27 protein-coding genes and 3 pseudogenes are annotated in these 24,200 nt (G+C 38.9%); 22 read left to right on the top strand and 8 right to left on the bottom strand.

Annotated features, from left to right (window positions below):
• Positions 1 to 391: pseudogene (locus tag ACXY7N_RS28125) on the bottom strand (spore germination protein); the annotation flags it as partial.
• A 152-nt stretch (positions 392 to 543) separates the two neighbouring features.
• Between ACXY7N_RS28125 and ACXY7N_RS28120 the strand changes: the two are divergent.
• On the top strand, positions 544 to 1,668 hold the full coding sequence (locus tag ACXY7N_RS28120; RefSeq protein ID WP_431154256.1) for a homoserine O-acetyltransferase family protein: 1,125 nt from the start codon (positions 544 to 546) through the stop codon (positions 1,666 to 1,668).
• Between the two features lie 48 nt (positions 1,669 to 1,716).
• Here the strand turns inward: ACXY7N_RS28120 and ACXY7N_RS28115 are convergent, their stop codons facing one another.
• Complete coding sequence (locus ACXY7N_RS28115; protein WP_016085879.1) at positions 1,717 to 1,899, bottom strand: hypothetical protein; 183 nt, start codon at positions 1,897 to 1,899, stop codon at positions 1,717 to 1,719.
• A gap of 199 nt (positions 1,900 to 2,098) precedes the next feature.
• Here ACXY7N_RS28115 and ACXY7N_RS28110 point away from each other — a divergent pair, with 199 nt between their 5' ends.
• From ACXY7N_RS28110 to ACXY7N_RS28085, 6 genes are all read left to right on the top strand, one after another.
• A complete protein-coding gene (locus tag ACXY7N_RS28110) occupies positions 2,099 to 2,404 on the top strand; it encodes a rhodanese-like domain-containing protein (RefSeq protein ID WP_000141210.1) in 306 nt (101 codons plus the stop codon).
• A 77-nt stretch (positions 2,405 to 2,481) separates the two neighbouring features.
• On the top strand, positions 2,482 to 2,706 hold the full coding sequence (locus ACXY7N_RS28105; protein ID WP_000512461.1) for a spore germination protein: 225 nt from the start codon (positions 2,482 to 2,484) through the stop codon (positions 2,704 to 2,706).
• A gap of 20 nt (positions 2,707 to 2,726) precedes the next feature.
• A complete protein-coding gene (locus tag ACXY7N_RS28100; protein WP_016085880.1) occupies positions 2,727 to 3,050 on the top strand; it encodes a hypothetical protein in 324 nt (107 codons plus the stop codon).
• A 118-nt stretch (positions 3,051 to 3,168) separates the two neighbouring features.
• Positions 3,169 to 5,997, top strand: a complete 2,829-nt coding sequence (locus tag ACXY7N_RS28095) for a BclA-related collagen-like exosporium protein (protein WP_488592820.1) — start codon at positions 3,169 to 3,171, stop codon at positions 5,995 to 5,997.
• Positions 5,998 to 6,172: 175 nt separating this feature from the next.
• Entirely contained in the window at positions 6,173 to 7,186 is a 1,014-nt protein-coding gene (gene moaA / locus ACXY7N_RS28090; RefSeq protein ID WP_016085882.1) for a GTP 3',8-cyclase MoaA, read from the top strand.
• 16 nt (positions 7,187 to 7,202) lie between these two features.
• Complete coding sequence (locus tag ACXY7N_RS28085) at positions 7,203 to 8,216, top strand: molybdopterin-synthase adenylyltransferase MoeB (protein WP_016085883.1); 1,014 nt, start codon at positions 7,203 to 7,205, stop codon at positions 8,214 to 8,216.
• Between the two features lie 38 nt (positions 8,217 to 8,254).
• On the opposite strand, the gene moaC is transcribed toward ACXY7N_RS28085, so the two are convergent.
• A complete protein-coding gene (moaC, locus tag ACXY7N_RS28080; protein WP_016085884.1) occupies positions 8,255 to 8,740 on the bottom strand; it encodes a cyclic pyranopterin monophosphate synthase MoaC in 486 nt (161 codons plus the stop codon).
• 83 nt (positions 8,741 to 8,823) lie between these two features.
• On the opposite strand from moaC, the gene moeA reads away from it, so the two are divergent.
• From moeA to ACXY7N_RS28045, 7 genes are all read left to right on the top strand, one after another.
• The gene (gene moeA, locus ACXY7N_RS28075; protein WP_016085885.1) at positions 8,824 to 10,113 is read left to right on the top strand and encodes a molybdopterin molybdotransferase MoeA; all 1,290 of its coding nucleotides are present in this window, start codon (positions 8,824 to 8,826) and stop codon (positions 10,111 to 10,113) included.
• Entirely contained in the window at positions 10,083 to 10,598 is a 516-nt protein-coding gene (gene mobB, locus ACXY7N_RS28070) for a molybdopterin-guanine dinucleotide biosynthesis protein B (protein ID WP_033659786.1), read from the top strand. Before moeA ends, mobB begins: the two co-directional genes overlap by 31 nt.
• On the top strand, positions 10,595 to 11,059 hold the full coding sequence (gene moaE, locus ACXY7N_RS28065) for a molybdopterin synthase catalytic subunit MoaE (protein WP_016085887.1): 465 nt from the start codon (positions 10,595 to 10,597) through the stop codon (positions 11,057 to 11,059). The genes mobB and moaE overlap by 4 nt, the downstream gene beginning before the upstream one ends.
• Before the next feature lie 2 nt (positions 11,060 to 11,061).
• Complete coding sequence (gene moaD / locus ACXY7N_RS28060) at positions 11,062 to 11,295, top strand: molybdopterin converting factor subunit 1 (protein ID WP_016085888.1); 234 nt, start codon at positions 11,062 to 11,064, stop codon at positions 11,293 to 11,295.
• 93 nt (positions 11,296 to 11,388) lie between these two features.
• Positions 11,389 to 11,811, top strand: a complete 423-nt coding sequence (locus tag ACXY7N_RS28055) for a DUF3888 domain-containing protein (protein WP_488592819.1) — start codon at positions 11,389 to 11,391, stop codon at positions 11,809 to 11,811.
• 33 nt (positions 11,812 to 11,844) lie between these two features.
• A complete protein-coding gene (gene glcU, locus ACXY7N_RS28050) occupies positions 11,845 to 12,702 on the top strand; it encodes a glucose uptake protein GlcU (protein WP_016085890.1) in 858 nt (285 codons plus the stop codon).
• A 13-nt stretch (positions 12,703 to 12,715) separates the two neighbouring features.
• Entirely contained in the window at positions 12,716 to 13,501 is a 786-nt protein-coding gene (locus ACXY7N_RS28045; protein ID WP_016085891.1) for a glucose 1-dehydrogenase, read from the top strand.
• 70 nt (positions 13,502 to 13,571) lie between these two features.
• On the opposite strand, the gene ACXY7N_RS28040 is transcribed toward ACXY7N_RS28045, so the two are convergent.
• Complete coding sequence (locus ACXY7N_RS28040; protein ID WP_080117830.1) at positions 13,572 to 14,066, bottom strand: CarD family transcriptional regulator; 495 nt, start codon at positions 14,064 to 14,066, stop codon at positions 13,572 to 13,574.
• Positions 14,067 to 14,317: 251 nt separating this feature from the next.
• Here ACXY7N_RS28040 and ACXY7N_RS28035 point away from each other — a divergent pair, with 251 nt between their 5' ends.
• Entirely contained in the window at positions 14,318 to 14,554 is a 237-nt protein-coding gene (locus tag ACXY7N_RS28035) for a DUF2553 family protein (protein ID WP_000533797.1), read from the top strand.
• Between the two features lies 1 nt (position 14,555).
• Positions 14,556 to 14,738 carry a sporulation protein Cse60 gene (locus tag ACXY7N_RS28030; RefSeq protein WP_000621751.1) on the top strand — a complete coding sequence of 61 codons (183 nt, stop codon included), beginning with the start codon at positions 14,556 to 14,558 and terminating at the stop codon, positions 14,736 to 14,738.
• Positions 14,739 to 14,772: 34 nt separating this feature from the next.
• Here ACXY7N_RS28030 and ACXY7N_RS28025 read toward each other — a convergent pair whose 3' ends face one another.
• On the bottom strand, positions 14,773 to 15,000 hold the full coding sequence (locus tag ACXY7N_RS28025) for a DUF3973 domain-containing protein (RefSeq protein WP_033659785.1): 228 nt from the start codon (positions 14,998 to 15,000) through the stop codon (positions 14,773 to 14,775).
• Positions 15,001 to 15,455: 455 nt separating this feature from the next.
• Between ACXY7N_RS28025 and ACXY7N_RS28020 the strand changes: the two are divergent.
• The 4 genes and pseudogenes from ACXY7N_RS28020 to ACXY7N_RS28005 form a co-directional block, all read left to right on the top strand.
• Positions 15,456 to 15,878: pseudogene (locus ACXY7N_RS28020) on the top strand (IS607 family transposase); the annotation flags it as partial.
• A pseudogene (locus ACXY7N_RS28015) lies at positions 15,875 to 17,031 on the top strand (RNA-guided endonuclease InsQ/TnpB family protein). The pseudogenes ACXY7N_RS28020 and ACXY7N_RS28015, both read left to right, overlap by 4 nt.
• 156 nt (positions 17,032 to 17,187) lie before the next feature.
• Positions 17,188 to 17,619, top strand: coding sequence for an SRPBCC family protein (locus ACXY7N_RS28010; protein WP_000437780.1), 432 nt, complete (start codon positions 17,188 to 17,190; stop codon positions 17,617 to 17,619).
• Positions 17,620 to 17,943, top strand: a complete 324-nt coding sequence (locus ACXY7N_RS28005; protein WP_000098837.1) for an ArsR/SmtB family transcription factor — start codon at positions 17,620 to 17,622, stop codon at positions 17,941 to 17,943.
• A gap of 32 nt (positions 17,944 to 17,975) precedes the next feature.
• On the opposite strand, the gene ACXY7N_RS28000 is transcribed toward ACXY7N_RS28005, so the two are convergent.
• Together ACXY7N_RS28000 and ACXY7N_RS27995 are read right to left on the bottom strand one after the other, a co-directional pair.
• The gene (locus ACXY7N_RS28000; protein WP_016135484.1) at positions 17,976 to 19,415 is read right to left on the bottom strand and encodes an MDR family MFS transporter; all 1,440 of its coding nucleotides are present in this window, start codon (positions 19,413 to 19,415) and stop codon (positions 17,976 to 17,978) included.
• A 223-nt stretch (positions 19,416 to 19,638) separates the two neighbouring features.
• Positions 19,639 to 20,910, bottom strand: coding sequence for a BaiN/RdsA family NAD(P)/FAD-dependent oxidoreductase (locus tag ACXY7N_RS27995; RefSeq protein ID WP_016085897.1), 1,272 nt, complete (start codon positions 20,908 to 20,910; stop codon positions 19,639 to 19,641).
• A 265-nt stretch (positions 20,911 to 21,175) separates the two neighbouring features.
• On the opposite strand from ACXY7N_RS27995, the gene ACXY7N_RS27990 reads away from it, so the two are divergent.
• Together ACXY7N_RS27990 and ACXY7N_RS27985 are read left to right on the top strand one after the other, a co-directional pair.
• Positions 21,176 to 22,828 carry a putative polysaccharide biosynthesis protein gene (locus ACXY7N_RS27990; protein WP_016085898.1) on the top strand — a complete coding sequence of 551 codons (1,653 nt, stop codon included), beginning with the start codon at positions 21,176 to 21,178 and terminating at the stop codon, positions 22,826 to 22,828.
• Positions 22,829 to 22,869: 41 nt separating this feature from the next.
• Positions 22,870 to 23,598, top strand: coding sequence for a pseudouridine synthase (locus tag ACXY7N_RS27985; RefSeq protein ID WP_016085899.1), 729 nt, complete (start codon positions 22,870 to 22,872; stop codon positions 23,596 to 23,598).
• Between the two features lie 81 nt (positions 23,599 to 23,679).
• On the opposite strand, the gene ACXY7N_RS27980 is transcribed toward ACXY7N_RS27985, so the two are convergent.
• Positions 23,680 to 23,901 carry a DeoR family transcriptional regulator gene (locus ACXY7N_RS27980; protein WP_000805512.1) on the bottom strand — a complete coding sequence of 74 codons (222 nt, stop codon included), beginning with the start codon at positions 23,899 to 23,901 and terminating at the stop codon, positions 23,680 to 23,682.
• Positions 23,902 to 24,200: the final 299 nt, after the last annotated feature.

The following is a 24,200-nucleotide window of genomic DNA, read 5'->3' as shown; positions in this document are numbered from 1 at the left end:
TTTGCTGTTGATTCTGATCTGAGTCGTTTTGTTTAGAGTATTGTTGTTGATGTTGATCCGAGTCGTTTTGTTTAGCATTTTGCTGTTGATTCTGATCTGAGTCGTTTTGTTTAGCATTTTGTTGTTGATGTTGATCTGAATTATTTTGCTTAGGATGTTGTTGCTGATCCTGGTCTGAGTCACCTTGTTTAGAATTTTGTTGCTGATCCTGAGAAGACTCCTTGTGTTCCTCCTTTTTTTGCTCACCATTGTTACCTTTATTATGTTTCATACCTCTAGCCGGTTTTTGGTTATCATTCTCTTGACTATCAGGCTGTTGCTCCGAATTATCTGTTTCGCTTTTCTCTGTTGCATTTGATTTTTTTTTCTTACGTAGCCAATTCCAAATCATCTGTATGACCTCTTTAATTGTGTAATATAGTGCTATTTTGTGGCTAATTTTGTATATTATTCATTTATTTATGAAAAGAAGGAGGAGATTGGTTTGCATAGAAAAAATCCTTTAGTAAGCAGTACATACTATGACGGGAAGAGGGCGAGTCTGTGCAATTTGTAAAAAAAGAGAAGTTTGTTTTAAAGGAGTTTACATTTGAAAATGGTAGGGTAATTCCTGTTCAAATGGGATATGAGACGTATGGCACTTTAAATAGAGAAAGGTCAAATGCGATTTTGGTTTGTCATTATTTTAGTGCAACTAGTCACGCGGCAGGAAAATACACAGCGCATGATGAGGAGTCTGGGTGGTGGGATGGTTTAATTGGACCGGGAAAAGCAGTTGATACAAATAAATACTATGTTATATGCACTGATAATCTTTGTAATGTGCAGGTGAAGAACCCTTATGTAATTACAACGGGACCGAAATCAATTGATCCGAAAACTGGAGATGAATATGCGATGGATTTTCCGGTTTTTACATTTCTTGATGTAGCTCGTATGCAATATGAGTTAATAAAAGATATGGGAATCGTAAGGTTACATGCTGTAATGGGACCGTCGGCTGGTGGGATGATTGCGCAGCAATGGGCTGTTCATTATCCTCATATGGTAGAGAGGATGATTGGTGTTATTACGAACCCGCAAAATCCAATTATTACGTCGGTAAATGTAGCGCAAAATGCGATTGAGGCTATTCAATTGGATCCAAGTTGGAAGGGCGGAAAATATGGAGAAGAGCAGCCAATGAAGGGGCTTCATTTAGCAAATAGAATGATGTTTATGAACGCATTTGACGAGCACTTTTATGAAATAACATTTCCTCGTAATAATATAGAGATAGAACCTTATGAAAAATTTTCTGCATTAACATCATTTGAGAAAGAAATAAATAAGGTGACATATAGAAGTATAGAGTTAGTAGATGCAAATTCGTGGATGTACACGGCGAAAGCAGTTTTATTACATGATATTGCGCATGGATTTTCGTCTTTAGAAGAGGCTCTTTCTAACATAGAAGCAAATGTCCTTATGATTCCATGTCAACAAGATTTACTTCAGCCGTCTCGCTATAATTATAAAATGGTAGACATTTTGCAAAAACAAGGGAAATATGCGGAAGTGTATGAGATAGAAAGTATAAATGGGCATATGGCGGGAGCATTTGATATTCATTTATTTGAAAGGAAAGTTTATGAATTTTTAAATCGGAAAGTATCTAGTTTTGTGTAGAAAATAAACGGTGTGAAAAGGTGCAATGTATGTAGTAGGCACCTTTTTTTACATGATTTGTAGACGGAAAATATATGTGGCAATTGCTATACCGAAGAACGCTATACTAAGTAATAGAAATAAGAATGATATTTCTTGTGGCGATTTTATTTTTTTATTATTTTTCATACTAAGAGCAATAATTGCAGCGATTAAGAAAATGATGCCCGTAATGAAAAGAAAAAGTGTCATTTTCATTGGCTCCTTTCATAAAACAAGTATATTGAGGATACAATGCACGAGTTATGTTTGTAAAGAATAAATTTTGCGGGAAAATTGAGAAATAAATTTTCCATTCTTTGCGTTCTTTCTTTCGCATGCTAAAATTGATTAGACATGCTTGTTGAAGGAAGAGACTAAAGGTTTTATTGTATATAAGGAGGAACGACATATGACAGAAGTTAAAACAATTACTACAGAAGAAGTACAAGAGCGTTTAGAAAATGGAGAAACATTATTTTTAGTAGACGTAAGGGAAGATGAAGAAGTAGCAGCAGGGAAAATTCCAGAAGCTGTACATATTAAAATGGGTGATATCCCAAATAAAGTGGATTTCTTTGATAAAGAGAATGAATATATCTTTATTTGTCGTTCGGGAATGCGCAGTGAAAATGTATGTCATTATTTAAATGAGCAAGGATTTAAAACAATGAACATGGTTGGCGGTATGCTTCAATATGAAGGTGAAACGAAATAAGTAGTTAAAAAAACTTGAAACGAGTCTGTTTCAAGTTTTTTTCTTTTGCATACAGTGTACAAAAGGGGGATAGGTAAATGGGGATTAACTTGAGGAAAGTAAAAATTATTAATAATACAGGGGCTGTTAATGTTGGTGACTGTTATGATATCTCACCTTTAGCTGTAGCAAAAATATATGCAGGTGCTGGAGGGTCGAGTGCGGCTATTTTTTTAAATGGGAAAAGACAGCCAGAAGCAGTGATTCGAACATCAGTGTTTCTTCCGCCATTAGCAACGAGTACACGTACATTAGGTTCATAGAGGAAAGGTAGAGTGTAATTATGCCTGCTCATATAAAAGAATTTGTTATTGTGAATAACACTGGGAATATATTTACCGGTGATAATTTAAGTGATACGTCCTTTACTGCTACGAAATCGTACAGTGGTTCAATGGGATGTACTTGGATCGACGTTGTTACAGTAATAGGGACGGAGACCAAGCTTTGTTTGCAGCCGGGAGATTCGGTGACGACAACATATACAAGAGGTACTCCTGCTGGTACTGTAACAGGAACAAATATGGGGCAAAGTGTAAATACATCGAGTATAGCACAAGCTGTTCCTAATACAGATAATATGGATTCAATTGCTGGACTCCCTTAAGGAATTAAGGGAGTTTTTATTATTTAAAATAAAAATAGTCTTGGAGATTATTTTTGTAAATACATATTAAGAAGAGGTTTGTTTCATGTAAAAAAGATGGTGTGTAGGTGGTGAAAGTATGAAAGAGCGCGATAAACAAAATTCATTAAACTCTAATTTCAGAATCTCGCCAAATCTTATTGGACCTACTTTTCCTCCCGTTCCAACGGGATTTACTGGTATTGGGATTACTGGTCCAACCGGTCCACAAGGTCCGACTGGCCCACAAGGACCAAGAGGAATTCAAGGTCCGATGGGGGAGATGGGCCCAACAGGACCTCAAGGTGTGCAAGGAATTCAAGGACCAGTTGGACAAATGGGGGCAACAGGACCAGAAGGACAGCAAGGGCCACAAGGAGTAAGGGGACCACAAGGAGAAACAGGAGCGACAGGATCTCAAGGAGTGCAAGGGTTACAAGGTCCGATTGGTCCAACTGGAGCGACTGGAGCACAAGGAATACAGGGAATACAAGGATTACAGGGGCCGATTGGAGCTACTGGACCAGAAGGAACGCAAGGAATTCAAGGTATGCAAGGAGTACCGGGAGCAACTGGTCCACAAGGAATACAAGGAATACAAGGAGCGCAAGGGATACAAGGCGCACAAGGACCGAGTGGAAATACGGGAGCAACAGGAGTAACTGGTCAAGGGATTACAGGCCCAACAGGGATAACTGGACCATCAGGAGGACCTCCAGGTCCAACTGGCCCGACTGGAGCAACAGGTCCAGGGGGCGGACCGAGTGGAAGTACAGGGGCGACTGGAGCAACAGGAAATACAGGGGCAACAGGAAGTACAGGGGTAACAGGAGCAACGGGAACTACTGGTCCGGCTGGGAGCACAGGAGCACAGGGCTTGCAAGGAATACAAGGGATACAAGGTCCAATTGGGCCAACAGGTCCAGAAGGTCCGCAAGGAATACAAGGTATTCCTGGTCCGACGGGCGTAACTGGTGAACAAGGAATACAGGGAGTTCAGGGGATTCAAGGGATAACGGGAGCAACCGGAGATCAAGGTCCACAAGGAATACAGGGAGCTATAGGGCCTCAAGGTGTAACAGGAGCAACCGGAGATCAAGGTCCACAAGGTATACAAGGAGTACCGGGTCCATCAGGAGCAACGGGACCACAAGGAGTTCAAGGGATACAAGGTCCGATGGGTGAGATAGGACCAACAGGTCCAGAAGGGCCAGAAGGACTTCAGGGTCCGCAAGGGATACAAGGAGTGCCAGGACCAGCTGGAGCAACAGGTCCAGAGGGCCCACAAGGAATACAGGGAATTCAAGGGCAAGTAGGAGCAACGGGTCCAGAAGGTCCACAAGGAATACAGGGAATACAAGGGATTCAAGGTGTAACGGGAGCAACAGGAGCACAAGGAGCAACTGGAATTCAAGGCGTTCAAGGGAACATAGGAGCGACAGGTCCAGAGGGCCCGCAAGGTGTTCAAGGTGCACAAGGAGCGATTGGCCCAACAGGTCCGATGGGTCCACAAGGAGTTCAGGGAGTACAAGGAATTCAAGGAGCAACGGGTGCTCAAGGAGTGCAAGGTCCACAAGGAATACAGGGAATTCAAGGTCCAACCGGAGTAACAGGAGATACGGGTGTAACTGGAGCGACAGGGGAAGGAACTACAGGCCCAACTGGAGTAACCGGTCCAACAGGGGTAACTGGTCCTTCTGGAGGACCAGCAGGACCGAGTGGTCCAACGGGGCCATCAGGTCCGACTGGAGTGACAGGTCCATCCGGTGGACCACCTGGACCGACAGGAGCAACCGGTGTGACAGGAGCAACTGGAGATACCGGGGCGACAGGCTCAACTGGAGTGACAGGAGCGACGGGGCAAACGGGAGCAACAGGAGTGACTGGGTTACAAGGTCCACAAGGAATTCAAGGGGTGCAAGGAATCCAAGGTCCAACAGGCCCGCAAGGAGTTCAAGGTCCCCAAGGGATACAAGGAGTAACTGGAGCGACAGGAGATCAAGGTCCACAGGGAATCCAAGGTCCACAAGGAATTCAAGGTCCAACAGGTCCACAAGGAATTCAAGGGGAACAAGGTCCCCAAGGGATACAAGGAGCAACCGGAGCCACTGGAGCACAAGGTCCACAGGGAATTCAAGGAATACAGGGAGTGCAGGGCCCGACCGGTCCACAAGGCCCAACAGGAATTCAAGGTGTTCAAGGCGACATAGGTCCAACCGGTCCACAAGGTGTGCAAGGTTTACAAGGTCCACAAGGTCCAACCGGTGACACGGGAGCAACCGGAGCACAAGGCCCGCAAGGAATTCAAGGTCCAACCGGAAGTACGGGTCCAACAGGAGAGACAGGTCCACAAGGAATTCAAGGTCCGCAGGGAATCCAGGGTTCCCAAGGTCCAACGGGAGTCACTGGAGCAACAGGTTCTCAAGGTCCAACCGGTTCGCAAGGAATCCAAGGTCCAACAGGCCCAACAGGAGCTGGCGCAACCGGGGCCACTGGCGCAACGGGTGTGACTGGAGTTAGTACAACTGCAACGTATGCATTTGCGAATAATACATCAGGAACCGCTATTTCCGTTTTATTAGGTGGTACGAACGTACCATTACCAAACAATCAAAATATTGGCCCAGGAATAACCGTTAGTGGTGGAAATACTGTATTTACAGTTGCGAATGCAGGAAACTATTATATAGCTTATACAATTAATTTAACGGCAGGATTACTTGTAAGTTCTCGTATAACTGTAAATGGTAGTCCGCTTGCGGGAACGATAAATGCTCCGACAGTGGCTACTGGTTCATTTAGCGCACCGATCATTGCTAATTTGCCTGCGGGAGCTGCTATTAGTCTGCAGTTATTTGGATTAGTTGCAATAGCTACATTATCTACGACAACGCCAGGAGCTACTCTAACGATTATTAGATTAAGTTAATAAGAGAAGAAAACCTTGGAGCTTTTACGCTTCAAGGTTTTTTATCTCATTATTTGTATGTAGTCTCGTTGCTTAGGAAAGTTTTACTTTATTCACATGAGCAAAAACATCGCAGTTCGAAAATATATTATAATAGAATGAAAAGAGAGAAATTTGGCAGAAAAGGAGGGTGGCGATGCAGGAGATGGTTAAAGATTTTTTTGGACGCCCACTTCAAGATTTGCGCATATCTGTCATTGATCGTTGCAATTTTAGATGTACATATTGTATGCCAGCGGAAGTGTTTGGGCCAGATTATGCTTTTTTAAAAGATGAGTTTTTACTGACGTTTGATGAAATTGAGCGTTTGGCAAAATTATTTGTTAGTATCGGTGTACGAAAAATTAGACTTACTGGTGGCGAGCCACTACTTCGTAAAGATTTAACAAAACTTATTGCACGTCTCGTGAAAATTGATGGGTTAGTAGATATAGGATTAACGACAAATGCGATTCATTTAACAAAGCAAGCAAAAGCATTAAAGGAAGCTGGATTACATAGAGTAAATGTTAGTTTGGATGCAATAGATGACGATGTATTTAAGGACATTAATGGCCGGAATATCAATACGAAACCTGTTATAAAGGGAATTATGGCTGCAAAAGAGGCCGGGCTTGATGTAAAGGTAAATATGGTTGTGAAAAAAGGGATGAACGACCATCAAGTACTTCCGATGGCTGCGTATTTTAAAGAGCAAGGAATCGCGCTTAGGTTTATTGAGTTTATGGATGTTGGTAGTACAAATGGATGGAACTTTGATCAAGTCGTTACAAAGCGAGAATTAATCGAAATGATTCATAGCGTGTATCCGCTTGAGCCAGCTGAAGCGCATTATTTCGGTGAAGTTGCGAAGCGATATCGTTACGTTGGAACAAATGTCGAAGTCGGTTTTATTACATCTGTTTCTGAGTCATTTTGTTCCTCTTGTACGAGAGCGAGAATTTCGGCAGATGGAAAGTTTTATACTTGCTTATTTGCCACAGAAGGATTGGATGTAAGGGAACTTCTTAGAGGAAATCTTTCGGATGATGAGTTAGTAAGTGTTATACAAGATGTATGGATGAATAGAAAAGATAGGTATTCAGATGAACGGACAGAAGAAAGTGCAAAGAATCGTCCGAAAATTGAAATGTCTTATATAGGAGGATAAGGAAGGGGGCTATCGTATGCAGGAGCGATATTCAAGACAAATATTATTTTCTGGTGTTGGAGAAGAGGGACAGAGAAAAATTAGAGAGAAGCATGTGCTTATTATCGGCGCTGGTGCTCTCGGTGCAGCGAATGCAGAGGCGATTGTTAGAGCAGGTGTTGGAAAAATAACAATTGCGGATCGTGATTATGTAGAATGGAGCAATTTACAAAGGCAACAATTATATACAGAAGAAGATGCAAAGCAGTATAAACCGAAGGCGGTAGCAGCGGCAGAACATTTACAAGCGATTAATTCTGAGGTGGAAATAAATCCGGTTGTGACTGATGTAACAGTGCAAGAAATGGAAGAGCTAGTGAATGATGTAGATTTAATATTAGATGCGACAGATAATTTTGAAACGCGTCTTCTTATTAATGATATTTCACAAAAGTATAATATTCCGTGGATATATGGTGGTTGTGTCGGAAGCTACGGAGTAACGTATACAATTTTACCAGGAAAAACACCGTGTTTCCGCTGTTTAATGGAGCATCCGGCGAGCGGGGCAACATGTGATACGGCCGGTATTATACAGCCGGCAGTGCAATTAGTAGTTGCGCATCAAATAACGGAAGCGCTGAAAATATTAGTAGAAGACTATGGAGCGCTTCGCGAAACGATGTTATCGTTTGATCTTTGGAATAATCAACAGATGGCATTTAAAGTAAATAGGCAGAAAAAAGACACGTGTTTATCTTGCGGAAGATTACGTACATATCCGAGTTTAACATTTGAAGCACAAACGAAAACAGAAGTGTTATGTGGCCGAAATACAGTACAAATTCGTCCAGGTGTGCGGAATGAATTTAATTTAGAGGAAATTAACAAGCGCTTACAAAGAAGTGTGGATGTAAAAGCTACTCCGTATTTATTATCATTTCTCGTAGAGGAATTTCGTTTTGTTTTATTTACAGATGGCAGGGCGTTTATTCATGGGACGAATGATATAAATGTAGCAAAACGTTTATATGCAAGATATATAGGGTGAACCTAAAGAGAAACCCTTTAGGTTCAACAGAGAGAAGGTTAAGACTTTCTCGTATAATCTCCACTTTTTCCACCTGTTTTTTCAAGTAAGTACGTTTCGCCAATAATCATACCTTTATCAACAGCTTTACACATATCGTACACGGTAAGAGCGGTAGCGGAAGCAGCAGTTAAAGCTTCCATTTCAACACCGGTGCTACCTTCTGTTTTAACTTTTACTTCAATAAGTAATCGATATTGTTCTTCGGATTGTTTCCAATCGAAAGAAACGTCAACACCTTTTAATAATAAAGGATGGCACATTGGGATAATATCAGAAGTGCGTTTCGCAGCCATAATACCTGCGATTTGCGCAACTGCTAATACGTCACCTTTCCCGATTTCATTGTGAGAGATTTTATCGTAAATTTCTTTTGTAACGACAATGCTAGAGCACGCAATTGCTGTTCGAACGGTTGCTTTTTTGTCGCTTATATCAACCATCTTCGCGCGTCCTTGGTCATTAAAGTGTGTGAATGAAGACATGGAATTCCTCCTTGAAGTAATTTCTATTTAATATATAAAGTTTAATCGAGATAAAAAAAATTGCAAATATGAGGTGAGAAACGATGGTAGAAAAACGAATTCCGATTCAAGTTGCCGAGGCAGTAGAGAGGGTAATGGAATATGCGAAGAATGGTGAAATAGAAGAGATTTCTATTACGGAAAGTTATGGGAGAATTCTTGGGGAGGATGTTGTCTCTGATCATGACGTTCCTCATTTTGATCGTTCTCCTTACGATGGTTTCGCAATTCGAGCAGAAGATACGAAAGAAGCAAATCAAGAGAATTCGATTGAGTTTGAAGTAATAGGAGAAATCGGGGCGGGATCTGTTTTTTTAGATGAAGTAGGCCCTTTTAAAGCAGTTCGTATTATGACGGGAGCAGCTATTCCAGATGATTGTAATGCAGTCGTAATGCTAGAGCTGACGGAAGGTTTTGAGAAGAACGGAAAAGCATATATGAAGTTAAAGCGTCCTTTTAATAGTGGTGACAATGTGTCATTTAAAGGAGAAGATATAAAACAAAATCAAGTTCTCGTTAAGAAAGGTGTTGCAATTAATCCAGGTGTTGCGGCCTTATTAGCGACGTTTGGATATAGTGCTGTGAAAGTTGTGAAACAGCCTGTTGTGGGTATTGTGACGACAGGAAGTGAATTGTTAGAAGTACATGAGTCGTTAGAGCCGGGGAAAATTAGAAATAGCAACTCTTATATGATTGCGGCTCAAATTATGAAAGCCGGAGGAAAAGTTCGTTATTATGGCCAACTTGCCGACGAGTTAGATGCATGTTTTACAGCTGTTCAATCGGCGATGAATGAAGTTGATATTTTAATTACAACAGGCGGTGTGTCGGTAGGAGATTATGACTATTTGCCGGCTATTTATGAGAGATTACAGGCGAATGTACTCTTTAATAAAATAGCGATGAGACCAGGAAGTGTAACGACAGTAGCTGAAGTTGATGGAAAGTTACTTTTCGGTTTATCAGGAAATCCATCAGCTTGCTACGTAGGCTTTGAGTTATTTGTGCATCCGGTTATAAAGACATATTTGTATGCGAAGGAGCCTCACGTATATAGAGCTGATGCTATTTTACAAAAAGATTTTCCAAAGCCAAATCCGTTCACTCGTTTTGTAAGAGCAAAGGTGACAATCGCGGAAGGGGCATTACAAGCAATGCCGGTCGGTTTAGATAAATCGAGTGCGGTATCTTCACTCGCGGATGCAAATGCTTTTATTGTATTGCCTGGAGGAACGAGAGGATTTGAGGCAGGGATGAAAGTGTCAGTATTATTGTTAGAGCACGCCGAGGGATGTGATTGGCCATGGGCAAAGCCCCTTCAATCTTACAAATAGTAGGGTATCAAAATAGCGGGAAAACAACACTTGTTGAGAAAGTTGTGTATGCATTAGCTGAACGAAAAATGAAAGTTGCTACCATTAAACATCACGGACACGGAGGTTTTCCAGAAGTAGCGCAAAAAGATAGTGAAAGGCACCGCCAAGCTGGTGCTGTTGTCAGTAGCGTAGAAGGCGCTGGGTTACTTTCACTTTCGTCATTAAGAGAGGAATGGCCTTTGCAAGAAATTATTCGCTTATATGAGTTTTTTGAAGTGGATACAATCTTAATTGAGGGCTATAAAAAAGAGAGCTATCCGAAAGTCGTGTTACTTCGTTCTGAAGAAGACGTTGAACTTTTACATAAAGTAGAAAATATAGTAGCGGTTATTACGTGGCATGATGCTCCGGCAAACTTACGAGAAGAATATAAAGTATTTCATATAACAGAAGAAGAGTTGTATATAGACTGGTTTTTACAAACGGTAAGGAGTACAAAATGACAAATACGTATTATGAAGTAATTGATACAGAAATCTCGATTGAAGAGGTAGCGAAGAAAGTAATTCGCCGTGAATGCGGTGCTGTTACAACATTTATTGGAACGGTTAGAGAGTTTACGAAAGGGCGTCGTACATTATATTTAGAATATGTCGCTTATAAAACGATGGCAGAAAAGATGCTACAGAAAATCGGCTTAGAAGTGAAAGAAAAATGGCCAGGTACACACGTTGCAATTACACATCGCATCGGTACACTGCAGATTTCTGATATAGCGGTTGTTGTTGCTGTTTCAACGCCGCATCGTAAAGCGGCTTATGAGGCGAATGAATATATTATGGAACGCATAAAACAAATTGTTCCAATTTGGAAAAAAGAGTTTTGGGAAGATGGAGACTCTTGGATTGGTGATCAATTAGAAAAAACGCCATATCCGGCTGGAGAGCCTGGGAAGGAGCTATAAGTATGATTCGAGTATTGTTATTTGCGCACTTGCAAGAGGAAGCAGGAACAAGTGAATTACAAATAGAGAAAGAAAATATTACGGTTGCAGAGTTAAAAAATGTTGTCGCGAAAGAATATAATGTAGCAGTGACAGAACCAATTATGGTTGCGATTAATGAAGAATACGCTAATGAAGATGACACGATTCAATCTGGTGATGTTGTTGCACTAATCCCGCCAGTGAGTGGTGGTTAATATTGGATTCCTTAAAACGACTTTCCTACATAGGGAAAGTCGTTTTTTTATGGCAGTTTTGAGAACACTAGTCTATAGAACAAGGAGGGAACTATGAAAAAAATATGTGTAGTTATCACAATGCTATGTGCGGCCTTTTTCTCTTCTCCAAGTGATTCTTTCGCGAAAGAATCAAGAGAACAACTTTTAGAGAGTGCATTATCGAATAGGTACTATTCAGTTGTTAGACAAGTGACAGAAGATCAATATGAATGTGATTCAGTTATAAATATAAAGCGTCTCGGCAAAAAAGATGAGTTCGTTCCTAGATTTGAAGTGACGCTACAATTTCTTACATTTCAAGGGGCGCATAATCCGCCGAATGATAAAGTTACACTTACTTTGGAAGATCATTTAGATCATATAAAAATAAAGAAGGTGGAACGAGAAAAAAATGTCTCTAGTGCAATCGCAGAAAAGGTTTGCGCACGAGCGAAGGAAAAAATGAAAGCACACTCTAATGGTGTAGAGCGGTAATTAATGACATTTTGTAGAGAAAGGTAATGAGCGATGGATATACTTTTAGCGATTTTACCGGCTATATTTTGGGGAAGTATTGTGTTATTTAACGTGAAACTGGGCGGAGGACCGTATAGTCAAACGCTCGGTACGACGCTTGGCGCACTTATTTTCTCGATTGTTGTTTATATTTTTGTGAAGCCAGTACTAACTCCTACTGTTATTGGGGTTGGAATTGTGTCAGGTTTATTTTGGGCGCTTGGTCAGGCGAATCAATTAAAAAGTATTGATTTAATGGGTGTTTCGAGGACGATGCCGATTTCGACAGGACTTCAATTAGTTGCGACGACTTTATTTGGAGTCATCGTATTTCATGAGTGGTCTACGACAATATCAGTCGTTCTTGGCGTGTTGGCGCTCGTTTGTATTATTATCGGTGTTATTTTAACATCGCTTCAAAGTGAAGAAGAAAAGAATGCAGAGCAAGCAGGGAATTTTAAAAGAGGCATTATCATTTTATTAATTTCAACAGTCGGTTATTTAGTTTACGTAGTAGTGATTAGGCTATTTAACGTAGATGGTTGGTCGGCTTTATTACCACAAGCAGTTGGTATGGTATTAGGGGGCATTTTACTTACGTTTAAACATCATCCATTTAATAAATATGCGATACGAAATATTATTCCAGGATTAATTTGGGCAGCTGGAAATATGTTTTTATTCATTTCGCAGCCGCGTGTCGGAGTCGCAACAAGTTTTTCATTATCGCAAATGGGGATTATTATTTCGACGCTTGGCGGGATTGTTATATTAGGTGAAAAGAAAACGAAACGCCAATTGACGGGGATTGTTGCCGGTATCGTTTTTATTATCGCAGCTGGAATTATGTTAGGTGTTGCGAAAAGCTAAAGGGGGTATTGAAATGTATAGTGATTTAGAAGGAAAAGTCGTCGTTATTACAGGATCAGCAACTGGTCTTGGAAGAGCGATGGGAGTAAGGTTTGCTAAGGAGAAAGCGAAAGTGGTTATTAACTATCGCTCCCGAGAGTCTGAAGCGCATGATGTACTAGAAGAAATTAAAAAGGTAGGTGGAGAAGCGATTGCTGTAAAAGGAGATGTCACGAGTGAATCGGATGTTGCGAATCTCATTCAATCTGCTGTAAAAGAGTTTGGTACGCTCGACGTTATGATTAATAATGCGGGAATAGAAAACGCGGTACCATCTCATGAAATGCCGCTAGAGGATTGGAATAAAGTAATTCATACAAATTTAACAGGTGCTTTTTTAGGAAGCCGTGAAGCGATTAAATATTTTGTGGAAAACGATATTAAAGGATCTGTCATTAATATGTCTAGCGTTCATGAAAAGATTCCGTGGCCCTTATTTGTGCACTATGCAGCAAGTAAGGGTGGCATTAAACTGATGACAGAAACGTTAGCGTTAGAATACGCACCGAAAGGTATTCGAGTAAATAATATTGGGCCAGGTGCAATAAATACGCCGATCAATGCAGAAAAGTTTGCTGACCCTAAAAAACGTGCTGACGTAGAAAGTATGATACCGATGGGTTACATTGGAAAACCAGAAGAAATTGCAGCAGTAGCAACTTGGCTTGCTTCGTCAGAGGCGAGCTATGTAACTGGAATTACGCTATTTGCAGATGGCGGAATGACGTTATATCCATCATTTCAAGCTGGGCGTGGGTAATAAAAAGGACAAAGAGTTTGATCTCGTTGTCCTTTTTTGCAAAAAAAAATAGCGGCCAGCTATTTTAAAATTAATGATTAATTGTATCTTGAAGAAATTCTGTCGCTTGATGTTCAGAAACATTTTGTACGAGTGCAACTTCGCTAATCATCATTTTTCGTGCATTATCTAGCATTTGTTTTTCGCTCGCATTTAATGCTCTTTCTTTATTACGGCGAAGTAAATCCCGAACAACTTCTGCACTATCTTGCAGATTGCCGTTTTTCATTTTTTCCATATTCATTGTATATCTTTGTTTCCAGGAAAGTGATGTATCTGATTCCCCGTTTTGAAAGTCAATAAGTATATCATCTAACGTACATTTATCTACGATATAACGAATACCTGATTTTTTTAGTTGATCCATAGGAAGCATTACTTGCATATCTTTACTAATGATACGTATCACACAATATTGACGTGTTGTTCCTAATATTTCTTTCTCTTCAATGGCTTCGATGACCCCTGCGCCGTTCATTGGATAAACGATTTTATCACCAATTTGAAACAAATCATCCACCTCCATATGTGGTAACCACTTTTTATGATATCACAAGTTTGTAAAAATGTCAAATTTTATATAATACCATAATATTAATATTTGAGTCAATAAGTAAAAATTCTTTTTTTATATTTTTTTACTTTTACTTATTGATGGTTTTTTAGAAAAATAGTACAGGCGAAGAAAGAAGGCATATCCACTTATTTTTAAGCATAAAATGTAAAATCGCTAATACAATATACCTAAATCCGTTCTTTGCAAAGGAGGGAGAGAAGGTGGGGCGCACAATAAAAATTGATATTACAAATAAAGTGGTAGCTAAATTTAGACCAGATTGTTTGGAATTATATACGAGTAAATTTATGATAGGTAAGTTTTATGTCTATACTGAAGGTAAACAATATGTGTTAGAAGACGGATATATATATGAAGACGGAAAATTTTATCGCATCATAGATACGCACCGTGGCAATAATCAAGCGGCGGAGGGCTGCGATCTAGGATGGTGTTAACATGATTCGTGTAAAAGTGTTTGATGAAAGTCATGAAAAAGACTTAGAAGACGCTGTAAATGTTTTTTTGAAAAAGATTGATGATAGTAACTTTGTAGATATTAAGTACCAAGTTGGTGTTTCCATTAACGATGACGAAAACCAAATTTATTGTTTTTCAGCAATGATCGTTTATAAAGCATAAAAAAGAGCTGGGTGAGCCAGCTCTTTTTTATGCTTTATGTTGGGACAACATGTGTCGGTAATACGTTCATAATAGATTGGGGTGTACCTAATTTCTTTGTCGTTAAAAGAGGCTCCCCTGTTTCATGGTTTTGGGCATCTGTACACATACCAAGGTGATAGCGATCACCTAAAAATGGATCGATATAAAAACCGTTTTTGAATACTTTATCATTCGGATGTTTTTCATGGTGAATGTCAGAACAGTTAATGCAATAGAACATAGCTTTCATCCCCTTTTTATTTTTGTTTGAAAAAAGTGAGTCGGTAGTCATTTCGCTCCTAAGGAAATGTTGAGGAGAAGAGAAATAACTACCTACTCAAATGGTGGGCATATTCCTTCTGATTTTTCATATCCCGCGTAGTGTCCCTTGAGGGAAGGAGGAGAGACGAAATACGCATGATATAAGCAAGGCTCTTCTTTCAAGATGAATGATGGGGTTTCATGTTAAGAGAAGTTTTTATTTTTTGTTGCCTTTGTGAGTATATTATGAAGGAATGCTGAGAGGGTGTTTGTCCTGTTGAAAAAATGTTGAGGATTTCTCAACAGTAAAAAAGAATTAGCGTTGACATGAAACTAAAAGGTGTTATATCATCTAAATGTAACCAAAAGGTGTTATATTTGAGCGCCGAATAAAGGAGAAAGAAACAGTAAACAAAAACATAGACAAAAGTAGGCAAAGTAGTTATTTACACAAGAGTATCAAATTCAGGTCAGAAAGATGATTTAGAAAATCAGGTTGAGTTTTTAAAAACATTTGCAAATGCACGAGGAATGATTGTAGATGAAGTTATCAAAGATATTGGTAGCGGATTAAACTACAAAAGAAAACAGTGTAATAAGCTGATTGACAGTTGTATGGAAAGAAATATTTCGACGATCATCATTGCACACAAAGATAGATTTGTACGTTTTGGATATGATTGGTTTGAAGAGTTTCTTCGTAAAATGGGAGTGGAAATTATGATTGTTAACAATGAAAAATTATCTCCTCAAGAAGAACTTGTTCAGGATTTAATATCTATCATTCATGTATTTAGCTGTAGAATATATGGGTTGAGAAAATACAAAAAGAAAATCTCGGAAGATGAAGACCTATGAAAAGAGCATATTTAATAGAAATCAAACCGACAACTGAACAAGTTAGTAAAATCCATCAAACTATTGGGGTCTGTCGATATGTATATAACCTGTATATCTCTAAAAATAAAGAGGCATATGAGTCGGAGGGGAAATTTCTTAGTGGCTATGACTTTTCCAAATGGCTAAACAACATTCATACAAAAGAGTGTGATCAGTGGATTAAAGAAGTGTCGAGCAAAGCGGTAAAACAAGCGATTATGAATGGAGATAAAGCTTTTAAGCGATTTTTTAAAGGTTTATCTCAGTTTCCACGATATAAAAAAAGAGGAAGCAAGATGTGAAGTGCTACTTTCCGAAAAACAACAAAACAGATTGGACAGTAGAAAGACATAGAGTAAAAGTCCCTACAATTGGTTGGGTAAGGTTAAAAGAGTATGGATATATCCCTAAAAATGCAACTGTAAAAAGTGGCACAGTATATCAAAGAGCAGGAAGATATTTTGTATCTGTACTTTGTGAATTGGAAGAAATGGCAACAAAGTTAGCACTCAATAAAATAGGTCTAGGGATTGATTTAGGAGTGAAGGATTTTGCTACACGTAGCGATGGTATCGTTCATGAAAACATCAACAAAACAATAAAAGTAAAAAAGATAGAAAAACGGTTAAAACGTGAACAACGCTCTTTAGCACGTAAATTTGAAAATCTAAAAAAGAGAGGTGAAAAATCTGTTACTAATAAAAGAGTGAATATAGATAAAAATGTTCTTAGAGTGCAAAAGTTGCATGCTCGATTAGCGAATATTCGAATAGAGTATGTAAAGTCTATTGTAAATGATGTGGTGAAAACCAAGCCAACGTTTATTACAGTAGAAGATTTGAATGTGAAAGGTATGATGAAGAACAAACATCTATCTAAAGCTGTAGCACAACAATGTTTTTATGCTTTTAAAACATTGTTATCAACGAAATGTAGGGAATATGGAATTGAACTACGGCAAGCGGACAGATTCTATCCATCTTCTAAAATATGTTCATGTTGCGGTCAAAAAAAGTCGGATTTAAAGCTGTCTGACCGAGTATATACATGTGAATGTGGCAATGTAATAGATAGAGATTTAAATGCGTCAATCAACCTTTTACAAGCAAAAAAATATACAATACTAACGTAAATAGATTGTATATATGTACGGTGGGCTACATCGGAATTTACGCCTGTGGAGTGTCACAGCAAACTGTAGTAGCAAGTGATTAGCGAGGCAGGGCACGTAGAAGCAGGAATACTCTAAGAATATTCATTTGTCTATATTTTTAGTAGCAGAATGAAAATGGAACAACAAAATACATTAACTGATATTAAACAAACGATCGTTTTTAACGCGTCTATTCAAAAAGTATGGAATGTAGTATCAACTGCAGAAGGAATTTCGTCATGGTTTATGCCAAATGATTTTGTATTAGAGGTAGGACATGAATTTCATGTACAATCACCATTTGGTCCATCACCATGTAAAGTGTTAGAAATTGATGAACCAAACCATCTATCTTTTTCATGGGATACAGATGGCTGGATTGTTTCATTTAATCTGAAAGACCTAGGAGATAATAAAACAGAATTTACGTTAATTCACGGCGGCTGGAAACATCCTGATGAAATTCTTCCGAAAGCGAATGCGAAGAGCTCTATTATTCGCGATAGAATGAGCGGTGGATGGGTAGCGATTGTAAATGAAAAACTGAAAAAGGTTGTCGAAGGTTAAGTGTCCTCTTCAGCAGCGAAATATGATGTATTTCAAGCAATTGCTGATCCAACCCGCCGAGAAGTAATACGGTTATTAAGTGACAAAGAGTTACCGATTTCAAAAATAACGGATCATTTTCCGATGAGTCGTACTGCGGTTGTAAAGCACCTTCATATTCTTTCAGAAGCAAATTTAGTAAGTGGAAGAAAAAGTGGAAGAGAGAAGATATATCGTTTGCATCCAGAACCACTAGAGGAATTACAACAGTGGCTCTCGTATTATGAGCGTTTTTGGGATAATAAATTGTCCATGCTGAAACATATTGTGGAGAATGAAGAGTAAAAAGAGGATGACCATTTTGGTCATCCTCTTTTTTATTGCTCACTTGTTTGTGTAGCTGGCTTTAATAAAAGCCAAGCGATAATTAATGTAAATACTGCTAATACGAAAGTACTCATATAAATGACGTGAACACTTGCTGCTAACGCTTCTTGCGATTCGGTTACTACGTTTGCTGTAGTTCCTCCGTGTCCGCCACCAGATACAAGATCAAGGTTTTTAATACCACGTGCGTGAATCATCGTATTGAAGATTGTGCCGAATATTGCAGCACCTAATGTTTGACTAAATGTATTAATAAATGTGTTTAAACCAACGGCTGTTCCGCGTGTATGAGCTGGTACGGCTGCTTGAATTGTTACCATGTAAATCGGTGTCACAAGCCCCATTCCTAAGCCGAATAATCCGACTGCTACATAAATAAGAAACGATGGTGAATGTGTTGATAATGTAAATAATAAGAACGTAGCGACTGATAAAATGCTAGCTCCAAGTAAAATAATTTGTTTCGTTTTTAATTTGCCAACTAAGTTACCAGAGAACATTGCACCAAATGTCCACATAACAGGAATCGGCATTAAAATGAGTCCGGCTTCTGTCGCGTTTTTTCCTAATACACCTTGGCTCCAGATTGGAAGGTATACCGTAATACTAATAATCATGGCACCGGCAATGAGAGTTAGTATGTTTATCGTAGATAATGTACGATTAGAGAAAAGTGCTAACGGAATTAATGGTTCCGGAGATTTTTTCTCGATGAATAAGAAAAGAATGAATGAAACGACGGCAAAGATTAATAGACCGATAATTGTAATGTCTCCCCAGTTTTGCTTACTGCTACCTGTTAATAGTGCGTATAGTAGAGCGATCGTACTTAATGAGAAGACTGTTGCACCAAGATAGTCGATATGATGCTTAGCAGGCTTAATAGATTCTTTGTAGTAAATGGCAATCATTAAGCAAGCGATAATTCCGAATGGAACGTTTAAGAAGAAAATATAACGCCAAGATAGAGAATCAACTAAAAATCCACCTACTAACGGCCCGATAACACCAGATACACCCCAAACGGCACTCATCCAGCCCTGTGCTTTCGCGCGGTCTTTCGCTTCGCTATATAGGTCTCCAATAATCGTCATTGTGATCGGCATAACAGCACCAGCGCCTATACCTTGAAGAGCACGGAAGAAGATTAATTGTTCCATTGATGTAACGACTCCGCAAAGTGCAGAACCGATTAAGAAGATTGCTGCTCCAATGAGCAAAACTTTTTTACGGCCAAATAAATCAGCCAATTTTCCGTATATTGGAGTCGAAACAGCTGTTGCAAGCATATAAATTGCATATACCCAACTAACAAGTTCGACGCCTGACAAATCACTCGTTATACGAGGGATCGCTGTACTAACAATCGTTCCTTCTACCGCAGAAAGAAACGTCATTAGCATTAAAGACATCATGACTTTTTTTCTCATTTGTTTTCCCCTTACCCTTTTTCAATTGTTCAACAATATAAAATATAAAGGTACTAAGGTATATAAAGCAACAAAAAAGAAATGGGAGGGTGAGAGGAGGGGATATTTGTCGTTCTTTGTTGGTAAGTCGATATCTCTTGCTGGATCGCCGATATATCTTGCAAAAGCACTTATATAATTTCATGTACCTATAAAAAAAGAAACAGGAAGCCCTGTTTCTTTTTTAATACTGCATTTTTGCATTTTCTCCAGCTGTTGTTCCGGCAATTCTACCAGTAACAAGAGCAGATGTAATGTTATAGCCGCCAGTATAACCGTGAATATCAAGAACTTCTCCGCAGAAATATACGCCGTTCGTGAATTTAGAAGACATTTCTTTCGGATTAATTTCTTTAACGGATACACCGCCGCCAGTAACAAATGCTTTTTCAATTGACTGCGTACCATTTACATTTACAGTAAACTCTTTAAAGTCTTTCACAAGTGCACGAATCTTCTCGTGAGAAACTTGTCCAGCTTGTTCACTACCGTCAATTTCATTTTTTTCTAATAAGAATAGGAAGTAACGTTCAGGAACATAACCTTTTAGCACGTTTTTAATTCCTTTTTTCGGATCTTCCTTCATTTGTTTCAGCATGCGCTGGAATAGTTGTTCACTATTTTCTTCTGGCAATGCATCAATACTCATTTGAACTGTATTCGTTTTAAACTTTTTCAGTGCTTTCACAACGAATTGGCTACAACGAAGAGCAGCAGGACCAGATAGGCCGAAATGAGTGAAGAGCATGTCCATTTTATGAGAAATGATAACTTTTCCTTTCGGGTTTAATACGCTTAAGTTTACATCTCGTAAAGCAAGACCTTGTAAGGAGCGGTCACGAATAAATGGTTCGTTTGAAAGGATTGGTACTTCTGTTGGGAATAGTTCTGTAATGGTATGCCCAGCTTTTTCAGCCCAAGCATATCCGTCTCCAGTAGAGCCGGTTTGAGGAACAGATTTTCCGCCAACAGCGATAACGACGTGATTTGTTTCGAGTACTTCGCCAGTTTGCAGTACTACTGCCTGCGTTTGCCCGTTCTCATATTCAATCGTTTCAACAGGTGTATTCGTACGAATTTTTACACCTAAGTCTTTTAATCGTGTTAAAAGTGCGTCTACTACCGATTGTGCTTTATTTGATACAGGGAACATACGGCCATGGTCTTCTTCTTTCAGTTTTACACCGAGATTTTCGAAGAATGTAATAATATCTTCATTATTGAAAATAGAAAAAGCGCTGTATAAAAAGCGGCCATTTCCTGGTATATGTTTAACGATCTCATCAAGTGGTAGACGGTTCGTTACGTTACAGCGACCGCCACCAGAAATCGCAAGTTTACGCCCTAGTTTGTTTCCTTTATCAAGAAGTAAGACATTTGCGCCTTCTTCTGCAGCACCGATTGCAGCCATTAGCCCAGAAGGCCCGCCGCCGATGACAATAACATCATAATGCATAATATATCGACCTCATTTTCTACATTTCCTGCCTAAAAGAATAGCATGTTTTCCCTTAAAAGAAAAATAGAGTGAAGTACTGCTTACAGGGAGAATTGTGGTACAATACAAAAGTTAGAGTTCAGTACTATCCTGCTATTTGTGGGCAATAAAACTAAAACCTTAAGATGTAAGAGAAATAAAAAGGGAGTTTGGCAGCCCGTAAATACTCGAATAGTTCAATTAATTATAGTTTCACTTTATGTAGATGTAGGAGGATTTTTGTATGTCCGATTCGAAATTTCTGCGCGGAACGCTTATTGTTACGTTAGGGACATTTTTAGTAAAGTTCTTAGGCATGATTTACGTCTTTCCGTTTCATGCATTAGTAGGTACAGAAGGCGGAACGCTCTATACATATGGATACATTCCATATACGATCTTTTTAAGTATCGCAACGGCAGGGGTGCCGCTTGCTGTTTCAAAATTTGTTTCCAAATATAATGCGCTTGGCGATTATAAAACGAGCCGGAGAATGTTCCGCTCGGGAATGGTTATGATGATAGTAACAGGAGTTCTTTCGTTCCTAGTTCTATACATGACGGCGCCACTGTTTGCAGAAGCAATGCTTGGTAAACAAAGTATACACAGTAATGTAGAAGAAGTTACGACGATTATTCGTCTTGTAAGTTTTGCTCTTATTGTTGTACCAGCAGCGAGTTTAATTCGTGGTTATTTCCAAGGTCACCAATCAATGGGGCCCACTACTGTTTCGCAAATTATTGAGCAAATTATTCGTATCGTCTTTTTATTAGCGGGTAGTTTTATCGTTATTAAAGTACTTGGCGGTACAGTTGCAACAGCAGTTGGGGTAGCGACATTTGCTGCGTTCGTTTCGGCAGTTGGAGCGCTCGGTGTACTCATTTGGTACTGGTTAAAACGGAAAAAACATTTGGATCAATATTTAATTGAACAAACCGCACCAGAATCGACAGTGAGTACCGTTCAACTATTTAAAGAATTATTTGCATATGCGATTCCTTACGTTGTAATTGGGTTAACGATTCCTTTATATCAACAAATTGATACATTGACATTTAACTCAATTATGCAGGCGATTGGCCAAGGTGATATCGCAGAACGTGCGCTTGGTATTTTCACAATGTGGACGCATAAATTAATTATGATTCCTGTATCGCTTGCGACAGCGTTTAGTTTAACGCTTGTACCAGCAATTACAAAATCATTTACTGAAAAACAATATCGTTATTTAAAGTTACAAATTACACAAACATTCCAGGCAAATATGTTCTTAACATTGCCAGCAGTTGTCGGTATTTCAACACTTGCATATCCAATTTATACTGCGTTTTACGACTCAGATCCATTAGGTGGACAAGTATTAATGTGGTATGCACCGGTTGCGTTGTTATTCGCTTTATTTACAGTAACAGCAGCAATTTTGCAAGGGATTAACCAACAGAAGCATGCGATTATCGCGCTTATCATGGGTGTTATTTTGAAATTTGTATGTAACGTAATCTTTATTCGTTATTTCGGTACAGTTGGAGCGATTTTAGCAACAGCAGTCGGCTTCTTAGCTTCCGTATGGTATACGAATAGACAAATTAAAAAACATGCACACTATTCATTTGGTGTTGTATATAAGAGAACTTTCCAAATTGCAGTATTAACACTTGTAATGGTCGTTGCTGTAAAGTTATCACAATGGATTCTATCCTTCATGATTTCGCCTGATGGCCGAATTGGTGCTCTTATTACAGTTGTGGTTTGTGCAGGTATTGGTGGTCTTGTTTACGGATTGTTAGCGATTCGCACAGGAGTACTTGAAAGAGTATTTGGCGGAGAAGCATTAGAGAAAATTCAACGTAAACTTGGCAGTAGATTCAAAATAAAGTTGAAATCAAAAGGGGCGTAATTACGTCCCCTTTTCTATGATAAATAAAGAAGGTGAAAAACGTGAGATTAGATAAATTATTAGCGAATATGGGATATGGAAGTAGAAAAGAAGTAAAGAAATTATTGAAAGACGGCGTTGTGAAAATTGATGGAACGCCAGTGAAAGATGCAAAGGTTCATGTAAATGTAGAAGAACAAGAAGTTATGATTCACGGTGAAGTTGTGGAATATAAAGAGTTTGTTTACTTAATGATGCATAAACCACAAGGCGTTATTTCAGCGACAGAAGATGATAACCATGAAACGGTAATAGATTTATTAGAATTAGAAGATGCAATCTTTGATCCGTTCCCAGTTGGAAGACTTGATATTGATACAGAAGGTTTCTTATTAATAACAAACGACGGGAAGTTATCACATCAATTGTTATCTCCGAAAAAGCATGTGCCGAAAAAATATTATGCACACGTTGCAGGAGTAGTAACAGAAGAGGATGTAGAAGAGTTTGCTAAAGGTGTTATTTTAGATGATGGCTATGAAACAAAGCCAGGGGCACTCACAATATTAAAAAGCGATGATATTTCTGAAATCGAGCTTGTCATTACAGAAGGAAAGTTCCATCAAGTGAAGCGTATGTTTGAAGCGGTAGGGAAAAAAGTAGTCTACCTAAAGAGAACAGAGATGGGACCGTTAGTATTAGATGAAGAGCTAGAACTTGGACAATACCGAGAGCTATCAGATGAAGAAGTAGAAATGTTAAGAACATATCAAGTAGATACTGAGAAATAGTGCTGTTTTTAGGCGCAGAAAAGACCCCTTTCTAATGAGTTAGAAAGGGGTATGTATTTATTTACATACAATTATTTTTCGTTATGAGGTCATTCTCACTTTCTTTCCTGTTGTTGTCCACTTACCGCGGCAAGGGCTATACACGAGTTCATTAAACTGCAACACATTTAGATCACGTTGTATCGTTCGCGGTGTGATCCCGAACTCATCTACAAGGTCTTTCGTCGTTACCGTTCCGTTTTCATTGATGTACATATAAATTGATTTAATGCGTGTTAGCATACGAGTAGTTGTAGGTTTCAAGAGAAAACCACTCCTCTACTAGTTTTTTTGACCCCATTCAGGAAAGAAGGTCGTTACTACCATTGTACTCTACATGATAAAATTCATGCTTTAATCTACTTAAATTTTACAAAAGTTTAACAAAGATTCATATAGAAAAATATTGGTAGTTGACATTATATATATGGTCAGTCAACTAACACATAAAATTCTACGTAAAACGCCAAATTCCTGCAAATTTTTTTGGGAAAATAAAAGAAAAACTAATGAGAAATATCTGAAATATTACAATTGTTCGGTATTTGAGTTTCGTGTATGGC

This window comes from Bacillus sp. 5w2 (assembly GCF_054353775.1).
Note: the sequence above shows the minus strand (reverse complement) of the source record. Positions and strands in the feature narration are given on the sequence as shown.

Coding starts and splice junctions, on each gene's coding strand:
- ACXY7N_RS28115 (WP_016085879.1), bottom strand. CDS start 1,899: ATGACACTTTTTCTTTTCATTACGGGCATCATTTTCTTAATCGCTGCA.
- ACXY7N_RS28110 (WP_000141210.1), top strand. CDS start 2,099: ATGACAGAAGTTAAAACAATTACTACAGAAGAAGTACAAGAGCGTTTA.
- ACXY7N_RS28105 (WP_000512461.1), top strand. CDS start 2,482: ATGGGGATTAACTTGAGGAAAGTAAAAATTATTAATAATACAGGGGCT.
- ACXY7N_RS28100 (WP_016085880.1), top strand. CDS start 2,727: ATGCCTGCTCATATAAAAGAATTTGTTATTGTGAATAACACTGGGAAT.
- ACXY7N_RS28095 (WP_488592820.1), top strand. CDS start 3,169: ATGAAAGAGCGCGATAAACAAAATTCATTAAACTCTAATTTCAGAATC.
- moaA (WP_016085882.1), top strand. CDS start 6,173: ATGCAGGAGATGGTTAAAGATTTTTTTGGACGCCCACTTCAAGATTTG.
- ACXY7N_RS28085 (WP_016085883.1), top strand. CDS start 7,203: ATGCAGGAGCGATATTCAAGACAAATATTATTTTCTGGTGTTGGAGAA.
- moaC (WP_016085884.1), bottom strand. CDS start 8,740: ATGTCTTCATTCACACACTTTAATGACCAAGGACGCGCGAAGATGGTT.
- moeA (WP_016085885.1), top strand. CDS start 8,824: ATGGTAGAAAAACGAATTCCGATTCAAGTTGCCGAGGCAGTAGAGAGG.
- mobB (WP_033659786.1), top strand. CDS start 10,083: ATGGGCAAAGCCCCTTCAATCTTACAAATAGTAGGGTATCAAAATAGC.
- moaE (WP_016085887.1), top strand. CDS start 10,595: ATGACAAATACGTATTATGAAGTAATTGATACAGAAATCTCGATTGAA.
- moaD (WP_016085888.1), top strand. CDS start 11,062: ATGATTCGAGTATTGTTATTTGCGCACTTGCAAGAGGAAGCAGGAACA.
- ACXY7N_RS28055 (WP_488592819.1), top strand. CDS start 11,389: ATGAAAAAAATATGTGTAGTTATCACAATGCTATGTGCGGCCTTTTTC.
- glcU (WP_016085890.1), top strand. CDS start 11,845: ATGGATATACTTTTAGCGATTTTACCGGCTATATTTTGGGGAAGTATT.
- ACXY7N_RS28045 (WP_016085891.1), top strand. CDS start 12,716: ATGTATAGTGATTTAGAAGGAAAAGTCGTCGTTATTACAGGATCAGCA.
- ACXY7N_RS28040 (WP_080117830.1), bottom strand. CDS start 14,066: ATGGAGGTGGATGATTTGTTTCAAATTGGTGATAAAATCGTTTATCCA.
- ACXY7N_RS28030 (WP_000621751.1), top strand. CDS start 14,556: ATGATTCGTGTAAAAGTGTTTGATGAAAGTCATGAAAAAGACTTAGAA.
- ACXY7N_RS28025 (WP_033659785.1), bottom strand. CDS start 15,000: ATGTTCTATTGCATTAACTGTTCTGACATTCACCATGAAAAACATCCG.
- ACXY7N_RS28010 (WP_000437780.1), top strand. CDS start 17,188: ATGGAACAACAAAATACATTAACTGATATTAAACAAACGATCGTTTTT.
- ACXY7N_RS28000 (WP_016135484.1), bottom strand. CDS start 19,415: ATGAGAAAAAAAGTCATGATGTCTTTAATGCTAATGACGTTTCTTTCT.
- ACXY7N_RS27995 (WP_016085897.1), bottom strand. CDS start 20,910: ATGCATTATGATGTTATTGTCATCGGCGGCGGGCCTTCTGGGCTAATG.
- ACXY7N_RS27990 (WP_016085898.1), top strand. CDS start 21,176: ATGTCCGATTCGAAATTTCTGCGCGGAACGCTTATTGTTACGTTAGGG.